This is a genomic window from Methanosaeta sp. UBA458 (genome assembly GCF_002496085.1).
Lineage (GTDB): Archaea > Halobacteriota > Methanosarcinia > Methanotrichales > Methanotrichaceae > Methanothrix > Methanothrix soehngenii.
This window is the reverse complement of sequence record NZ_DAIK01000062.1, coordinates 11,039-20,109: the sequence shown is the minus strand read 5'-3', so window position 1 is coordinate 20,109 and position 9,071 is coordinate 11,039. Positions and strand designations below refer to the sequence as shown.

Annotated in this window: 5 protein-coding genes; 4 read left to right on the top strand and 1 reads right to left on the bottom strand. The window is 54.3% G+C overall.

Going from position 1 to position 9,071, the window contains the following annotated elements; all coding sequences use genetic code 11:
• Positions 1-121: 121 nt before the first annotated feature.
• From BP822_RS04250 to BP822_RS04235, 4 genes are all read left to right on the top strand, one after another.
• Complete coding sequence (locus tag BP822_RS04250; protein ID WP_286877795.1) at positions 122-3,751, top strand: biopolymer transporter Tol; 3,630 nt, start codon at positions 122-124, stop codon at positions 3,749-3,751.
• Between the two features lie 172 nt (positions 3,752-3,923).
• A complete protein-coding gene (pdxS, locus tag BP822_RS04245) occupies positions 3,924-4,817 on the top strand; it encodes a pyridoxal 5'-phosphate synthase lyase subunit PdxS (protein WP_013719855.1) in 894 nt (297 codons plus the stop codon).
• The gene (gene pdxT, locus BP822_RS04240) at positions 4,818-5,396 is read left to right on the top strand and encodes a pyridoxal 5'-phosphate synthase glutaminase subunit PdxT (RefSeq protein WP_273270792.1); all 579 of its coding nucleotides are present in this window, start codon (positions 4,818-4,820) and stop codon (positions 5,394-5,396) included.
• A 1-nt stretch (position 5,397) separates the two neighbouring features.
• Entirely contained in the window at positions 5,398-5,754 is a 357-nt protein-coding gene (locus tag BP822_RS04235; protein ID WP_013719853.1) for a hypothetical protein, read from the top strand.
• A 110-nt stretch (positions 5,755-5,864) separates the two neighbouring features.
• Here the strand turns inward: BP822_RS04235 and BP822_RS04230 are convergent.
• A partial coding sequence (locus BP822_RS04230) for a hypothetical protein (protein WP_286877794.1) occupies positions 5,865-9,071 on the bottom strand: 3,207 nt, incomplete at its 5' end.

Sequence of the window (9,071 nt, the reverse complement as noted above, 5' to 3'; positions counted from 1 at the left end):
TGATCACGGCAAACGTCGAGAAAAGTCCTTATAGTGGTTCGCCAAAACCATCAGACAAGTATCGAGGAAGAACATCATAGATCGATCACAGAGTGATGAGATGCATAAGGCAATTGGGCTTTTGATCATAACGGCGGCCCTCCTCTTGGCGGGAGCTGCCAGCGGGGCTGACTTTGGAAAGGAGCGTCCTATAGCGATCATTGTGGGCTCAGAACAGCTGCAGCCTGCAATAGATGAATACGTCGTGGCCTGGTCGGATAACAGGAGCGGAAATTATGACATATTCATGTACGACCTGGAGACCGGCCTGGAGAGATGGGTTTGTATCGATCCCTTCTTCCAGATCAGTCCCGCCGTCTCCGGTGAACGCATCGTCTGGCAGGATATGCGCTCCGGTAACGGGGACATCTATATGTATGATGTCATCAACAAAACCGAGTCCGCGATCACCACCGCAGAGGGAAACCAGACTCAACCGGACATCAGCGGAAATAGAGTGGTTTGGGCGGATGACCGCAAAGGCACCTATCAGATCCATCTTCTAGACCTCTCCTCCAGAAATGAGGTGGAGATATCCTCTGCAAAGGGCGAGCAGATCAGGCCCAAGATCAGCGATGACCGAATTGTATGGATGGATGAGCGTTCCGGTGATTTTGATATCTATATGTATGACATCTCCACCGGCAAAGAATCCGCCGTTTCTACCGGTCCCGGTGATCAGTCGTTTCCCTCGGTCAGCAAAGACATCGTAGCCTGGGCAGACAACCGCACAGGAGAATCCGATATCGCCTTTATGGATCTGTCGAGCGGCAAGGAGACGACCATCAATAAATCAGGCATACAGACCGATCCCAGGGTCTATGGCCGCTACATCGCCTACCTCAACAACCACACGGACATCAATCTCTATGATATCGAGACCAGTGCAGATATCGCTCTTGCTCCAGGCAGCATCAAGATGGAGCCGGCGATCAGCGAACGAGGAGTGGTCTGGACCGATTACCGGAAAGGAACCAACGATCCGGACATCCAGATGTTCGACTTCGAGATACTGGCCGATATATCCATAACCAGTGGTCCTTTCAATCACACCAATCCCTCGATCTCCGAAGATAATGTCGTTTGGACTGACAACAGAGACGGCAACTTCAATGTCTATTTGTTCAACATCACAACCGGAAAGGAGACGCAGATAACCGAGGACAGCTTCGATCACAGCAGCCCTGATATCAGCAACAAGAATCTGATCTGGACGGATATGAGCCTGGGAAATCTGCAGATATTCCTCCGCAACCTGTCAACCAAGGAGACCAAGCAGGTAACCATAGATCAGTCCGACCACCGCTATGGTATGATCGATGGAAACAACATCATCTGGATCGATGCGCGCTCAGGTGGAGAGCAGATCTACCTCTATGATATCACCACGGGCCAGGAAAAGCAGATCACTGCCGCCCAGTCCCTGAAGCTCTCCCCGGTGATCCATAAAGACAGAATCGTCTGGATCGATTCCCGCAGCGGCGAGGACAAATGGGATCTGTATCTCTACAACCTCACCACAGGTGAGGAGACGGCTATCTGCACCAACCCGGCGCGTCAGGCCCAACCCTGGATCTGGGGGGATAACGTGGTCTGGGCTGATGGCAGAAACGGGAACTGGGATATTTATGCTTATGACCTGGCCACCAATACGGAGAGAGCGGTGGTGATAGACACTGCAAATCAGGGGAACCCCGTGGTCCATGGCAACTACCTGGCCTGGCTCGACGTCCGGCAGGGGAATTCGGATATCTATCTGTTTGACCTGAGAAAAGGGGTGGAGGTGCCTGTTGCCACTCTTCCCACCCAGCAGACCCCTAACGACGGCAAGGGCGATCCCTATCAGATCAAACCCTATCACTCAAGCAAAATCATAAGCGATAACAAGATCGTGTGGATGGACAACAGCGATGGCTATTCGCAGATAAAGATGAGGTATATCAACTCCGATCCGCTTCTGCTTTTAGAGGCTGACTATCCAAGCACCAACGGCAGCCTGCTGGTATGGAGCGATAACAGGAGGGGCAACTGGAATATCTACGGCTTTGACTTCTTCACCCGATCGGAAAAGCCCATAACCAAAGGGGATTACGATCAGCTCTATCCCAAGGCCTCGGGGGATATAGTGGTCTACTCGGACTACCGGAGCGGAGACTCAGACATCTATATGACGAACATTGCCACCGGCGTCGAGTCCCCTGTGGCTACCGGCAAACGCGACCAGATGTGGCCTTCCATCTCCGGCGACCTGGTGGTCTGGCAGGACAACTCCAGCGGCAACTGGGACATATATATGAAGGAGCTGTCCACGGACAAGACGACTCCCATCTACAAGGGATCGGGGCAGCAGATGTATCCAGCCATCAGCGGCGATCTGGTGGTCTGGCAGGATAGCAGAAACGGCGACTTCGATATTTATGTGAAGGATCTGGTCAATGGAACCGAGACCAAGCTCACTGGAGATGGAGACCAGCTCTATCCGGATATCTCCGGATACACCATTGCCTGGCAGGATGCCACGACGGGAGATATCTCTTATTACTTCTGGGACAAGAAATGGGGCAAGACCTATCCCCGGGAGGGAGAGCAGACCAACCCCGTGGTATCGGGCAATTATATCGCCTATGTGGACGGCTCGGGCGAGGACACTTCCATTAGGAAGCTGGACCTGGCCAGCTGGAAGGATGAGCTGGTCCAGGCAGGCCCAGGCCAGGCCAAACCGAGCATGGACAAGAAGCTGGTCTGGATCAATACCCACAGCGGTAAGCCAAGGTCAGTGGCAGTTGCCGCCGGCCAGACCAGCGTTATCAGCAAGGTCCCAGGAGATCAGAGCCATCCGGTTGTAGGAGGAAACGATCAGGTGGGCTACTATGTGGCCTGGATGGACAACCGCACCGGCGATCCCGATGTCTACGTCTACAGCCTGGCTCAGGAGCTGGAGCTGCCGCTTGCTGCCAGTCCCTACGAAGACATGTATCCGGATATAAGAGGAAACATCATCGCCTGGGTGGCCAGAAATCCGGACAATCAATACCAGATTGAGGACTACTGGTGTATCAGGACGTTTGACATATCCATAGACAACTCAACTGAGCTGGTCTATGGCCTGGAGAATTCCACCCCCATCTCCCTGAGCGACGATTACCTGGCCTATCTGAGAAAGACCTACTTCGGTTGGATGGTCTACTCCCGGCCCCTATACGAGAAGGAGACAGCACCTGAATCACCTCCTAGCGGCATCAATGTCCGGGCGGGAGGGGATTATTTGGTCTTCCAGAACAACAAGGCAGGAAGCTGGGATATCTTCCTCTGGAAGCAGGGCATGGGCACACAGCCGGTGTCGATTGTAGCCGATCCTGCCGACCAGATCAATGCGTCGACGGATGGTCGCACCGTGGTCTGGCAGGACAACCGCAATGGAAACTGGGACATCTATGCCTACGACCTGAACACGAGCAAGGAGATGCAGATAACCACCGATTCAGCCGATCAGATCAATCCCGATGTAGAGAACGGGGTCATCGTATGGCAGGATAAGCGCAATGGAGATTGGGATATTTATGTCTACGACCAGAATGTTGGAAGGGAGACGCCCATCTGCACCGATCCTGGCAATCAGATGGAGCCGCGCATAAGGACTGGGAGGATCGTCTGGACGGACGACCGAAGCGGAGACAAGGATATATACATCTACGAAAACTATATGCCATAAGAGGGAGTGGGTCGGGCTCGTTCCTCCCCTTCTCCAATCTTTTATGACCTTTTTTGTCGCTATCCTTCGGATTTTTCATCCGATTTTTTTTGAGGGATATCGCAGTCCGTCGGGGCAAAGTTTATTTATTCTCGGTGTTTAGCTATCCCCTTAAGAATATTTGGGGCAATTCATGGAACTTGAAAATCTTCGATTTGGTACGGAACTGCTCAAACGTGGTTTCGCAAAGATGCAGAAAGGGGGAGTGATCATGGATGTCACAACCCCTGAACAGGCCATAATAGCAGAAGAAGCAGGTGCTGTTGCGGTAATGGCCTTACATGCCGTTCCCGCTGACATCAGGAAGATGGGTGGAGTGGCCAGGATGGCAGATCCCCTGGTCATTGAGTCGATCATAGAGGCGGTGACCATCCCCGTCATGGCAAAGGCCAGGATCGGCCACTTCGTTGAGGCCCAGATACTGGAAGCACTGGGCGTTGATATGGTGGATGAGTCCGAGGTCTTGACGCCTGCTGACGAATTTCATATCGAGAAGACGAAATTCACCATTCCTTTCGTCTGTGGAGCCCGGAACCTGGGAGAGGCCTGCCGGCGGATAAAGGAGGGGGCAGCCATGATCAGAACCAAGGGTGAAGCAGGAACGGGAGATGTGAGCCAGGCGGTCTTGCATATGCGCATGATCCTGGGCCAGATCAGAAGCCTGAAGGGAATGGACGATCTTCAGCTGATGAAAGTGGCCAGGGAGATCGAGGCCGATCTGGATCTGGTCAGGGAGTGCGCCCAGATGCAGCGTCTACCGGTGGTCAACTTCGCTGCCGGTGGGGTGGCAACGCCTGCAGATGCTGCTCTCATGATGCAGCTGGGCGCTGACGGGGTCTTCGTGGGCTCGGGAATATTCAAGTCAGAGAGCCCGGAGGCGATGGCCAGAGCGATAGTGGAGGCGGTGCATCATTATGATGATCCTGCTCATCTGGCTAAGGTCTCAAAGGGTCTGGGGGCGGCCATGAAGGGGCTGGATGCGGCTAGCATTCCCGAAGCTGAAGCCCTGCAGACGAGAGGCTGGTAGGTGCCTAAAATAGGAGTGCTGGCCCTGCAGGGCGATGTCTCGGAGCATGTCGATGCTCTGCAGAGGATTGGGGAAGGCATAGATGTGCTGGAGGTCAGAAAGCCCGGCCAGATCGCATCCTGCTCCGCCCTGGTTCTGCCTGGCGGAGAGAGCACAACCATCGTCCAACAGCTGAATAGCTCCGGCCTGGCCGGGGAGCTGGAGGCAGCTGCGACCAAGGGCTTGCCCATTCTTGCCACCTGCGCCGGTCTGGTGCTGATCTCCAGAGAGATAGAGGGCGACAATCATGTTCAGCCCCTGGGCCTGATGGATATCAAGATCAGCCGGAATGCATTCGGCCCTCAGAGGGAGTCCTTTGAGGCGGACCTGGATGTAGAGGATATGGACCGTCCTTATAGGGCGGTCTTCATCCGCGCTCCTGCGGTATCCGAGGTGGGACGAGATGTGCAGGTCCTGGCGAAGGTGGGTGGTTTGCCGGTCGCTGTCCGGGAAAAGAACCTGCTCGGCCTTGCCTTCCACCCTGAGCTGACGGATGATATGAGATTTCACCAGCTGTTTTTGAAGATGCTGGAGGCTTGATATGTTCTCAGAGAAGGATCTGGTGGCCAGAAGCATAGAGGATATGGCTCAAGAAGTAGAAGAGCTGCAGGCTCTGGCCAGGGAAGAGAGGGAGAAGAGCGAAGCTCTCAGTCAGAAGGAGATCGAGCTGCGCCGGAAGTCCGTGGAGACGAGATCAGTGAATGCCGAACTGGCGGAGAGCTTCTGGCAGGAGGCAGAGAACATCCGAGATGAGTGCCGTGAGTTGATGCGGCTTTTTATGGAGCATAAGCTGCGCGCGGCTGAGGTTCAGCATCGCATCGATATACATGACCAGATCGAGTCTCTGGATGATTATGATGAGGTCTGGAGACAGGCAGCCAGTGCCAGACGGGGCTAAGAGCCCTGTCCATCATGCTCTTTGCAGTGAAAGCTTCCATAAGAGTGATATAATTTTTAAAAAATAGCAAAAGTCAATCGAAATCTTACCATAAGGCTATATTTCTGTCTCTACTTGCCGTCCTTGAACTGGATATCCTTCTCCGTCTGGAAGGAGCCCTTATACTGCTGATCTGCCTTGACCTTCTTGAAGAGCTTGGCATACTTGGTCTGGATATTCCAGGTTCCATTAAAGGCCTGTTCGGTCTTGAAGTTCAGGGTGTTGTTGGCATAGCCGGCGCTGGATACGCTGGAGCTCTCAGACCGGTCCACATGGCTCAGGTTGTACCTCTCGCTGACTGATGCACCCATGCCGCCATCAAACCTTGGCGATTCGACGGTCTTGTGGCCTTTCAGGCTGCCGCCAGTGAAAACCAGATCCTTGGTCTCGGTGAAGTTATCTATTGATTGCCTTCTCTCAATGCTCCTCTGGCTCTCCATGGATATCGATCCGCTGCCCATCATATTCTCATTGTAGTTCATCGCCACTCCATTGAAGTTATCCTTTATGGAGACCTCCCCCTCGCCTTTTACCGATGAGGACTCAATGAATAGCTTCTTATTAAGTGATGAGGAGGTGCTCTCCTCTCTCTTCGCACCAGGAGCGACATTGACAGTACTCCAGTGGATCAGATATGGACCGCCTTCAGCAGTGCTCGATCCATCGGTCATCCAAACTGAGAGCGGCATATAGGTGCCTGCCGATCTGCCGGGTATGGTGCTGCTCCAGTATCCATCCATCTCATCTCCCGACTCAAGTACCATCTTTGTGTCGTATACCCTGTCTATTCCTTTCATGCTCTGTCTGGTCAATGGTGCATCAGAGAGCCCGTACTTCACAGAGGCATCCGTTATTGGAGATGGGCTCTTTATATGAACAGTGACCTTGACATCCTCCTCTGCAGCCGGCTGGCTGGGCTGGGCGTTCACGTCCAGTATGGCGATCGCCCCGTGCTCAGAGCTTTTCACCCCCTCGATGCTCAGCTCATAGTTTTCTTGGCCAGACAGGTTCTTCTCCTTAGATTCTGGCTGAGTCGACATATTAATAGAGGGCACTGCTGTCGGCTCATCCTCATGAGCAGACTCGGGGCTAATGGTCTCGTCCGCCTCGGACTCATTTGTCGCATCCTTATCAGCTCCCACGATGTCGGAGATGCCCAAGAGCGTTTCTACATAACGGAGGAGGTTTGAGACTCCTTCTACCACGGCGTTGTCGGACTTCTTAGCGGATTGCTCCACATCTCGAGCCATCTTTCCGGATACCTGAGTGATGGTCGATTTCTCTTCTGGCAGGTTGAAGGGCAGGCTGCTGTTTCCATAGCTGACGCGAGCCGGAACCATCCTGACGTTATAGTCTGGGTAATCGTCCGATGGCTTGACACTCCCTTCAGCAGATGCGCCCTCTATCAGGGCCAGGTTCAGATTATACTCTCCCCGCACCGAACTCCTGTCCATGGTGAAGCCCTCGGCGGTTATGGTGTCTTCTCCACCCCTGCTGATCGACTTTTTCGCAGTGATCGTCTTCTGGTGCTTGGGGGAGAGGATGTCTATGCTGCCCAGCGGGCCTAAACTCTCGCTTATGACGAAGATGCTGTACAGTGGCACGCTTCCCATGTTGGCCACGGTGCAGGTGATGCTGCTCGTGCCTCCGGGGGCTACGGCCGAGGGCGAGGCGCTTGCAAAGACCCGGATCGCCGTTGTGACCGTCATCGCCTCAACTGCCATCCGGTCGGACCAGACCTCGCCCTGGGAGTCTTCTCCAGCAACGGCGAACTGCAGGGTGCTGTTCTCCTCGATGAGCGGCCTTGCTTGGACCACTCTGAACTCTCCCGGCTCAAGATCGCCCAATGAGCTGAGCTTTGCGCCATCCAGGGTGAGGACCACCTCCCTCAATCGGTCCTGGCCGGAGTTGGTGACCAGACAGCTGATCTCTGCTTCGTCACCCGGTGCGGCCTCGATCTTTTCAGGCATGACTTTCAGGCTAATTCCAGGCTTGATGGCCCTCAAGAGCACACTTCCATTGGTGGTGGTCTCAAAGCCGCGGCTGTCCATTCCCCTGGCGGTGACATTGATCCAGATGCTATCATTTTTGCTGTAGATGGCGGCCATTCGTACCGATCTTCCCGGGAGCATCTGGGGCAAAATGCAGTCCGTTCCGTTCCCTTGCAGCGTGACATTGAACAGTGTTTCCTGGCCAGTGTTCTCCAGGATCCAGGTCACCTCTGCCGGCTCTCCGGGATATGTGGTCACTTGCGTGCTCTCGCTCTGAATCTCGAGCGATGAGTTCATCACTGCAATCGTCTGGCTCTGGCTGGAATAGACCTCTCCACCGACCTCGTCCCGGGCGGATACCATGACCTCATAAGGCAGGCTGTGGAGAATCGTCCTATTCTGTTGCACTGTCTCGGCCTCTCCTGCCGCGAGTGCAGGAATCCGGGCCACCTCTCCGAATCCATCATCGACCTTCAGGTCGGTCAGATTATCCTCACCGCTATTCTCGATCCGGATCAGGATGGAGGCGTTCTCCCCCCGGTGAACAAGCTCCGGAGCTTCCAGCAGGAGGTTGATCTGAGGGGAGATCATGCGGATATCGATGCTTGTGTTGTTGGTATAGATATTGCCCTTGCCATCCTTGGCGCTGGCCTCGGCCAGGAGGCGGGTGTTATTCTCGACCAGCAGAATGCCATCCAGCTCCAGCTCCTTGTGCGGAGTGAGAAAACCAGTGGATGCGAGCTTGCCCGCACAGGTGATGCGAACATCGGAGAGCTCATCCTGGCCAATGTTTGTGGCCAGGCATCGGTAGCTTATCGCCTCTCCTGCCAGGCAGGCCGATCTATTTACTGATATATTCAGAGCTAAAGAAGAGGAGCTGGAGTTCTGGGGGATGGCTGGAATGACAGGCTCTTCTGCTATTGGTACTTCCGCCTCCGCCGGAATGGCGCCACCGGCGGGAATGGACATGGAAAATAAAAGCGGATCGAATATCGTCTCTAGGCCGACATCCTCGGATGCATTCTTTTCTTGCTTTGTGGAGTTGTATTTGACCCGGCCCTGAATCTCCAGGCCGGTTGGGTCCAGAGCGAAGACCGATAGCTTTTCCGCTCTGCCGCTTATGGACAGGACCTTCTTCTCCCCTGGGTCGAGCTCGGAGAGGGTGCCCAGGGATCTATCCCGATCCGTCACCTTGATCCTATGAAGCTTTGTGATGCCGTTGTTCTCCAGGTGGACCTGGGATAGATTCGGGCTGGAGTTGACCACTGCCAGCAGGGAGACGTCTGA

Coding starts and splice junctions, on each gene's coding strand:
- BP822_RS04235 (WP_013719853.1), top strand. CDS start 5,398: ATGTTCTCAGAGAAGGATCTGGTGGCCAGAAGCATAGAGGATATGGCT.
- pdxS (WP_013719855.1), top strand. CDS start 3,924: ATGGAACTTGAAAATCTTCGATTTGGTACGGAACTGCTCAAACGTGGT.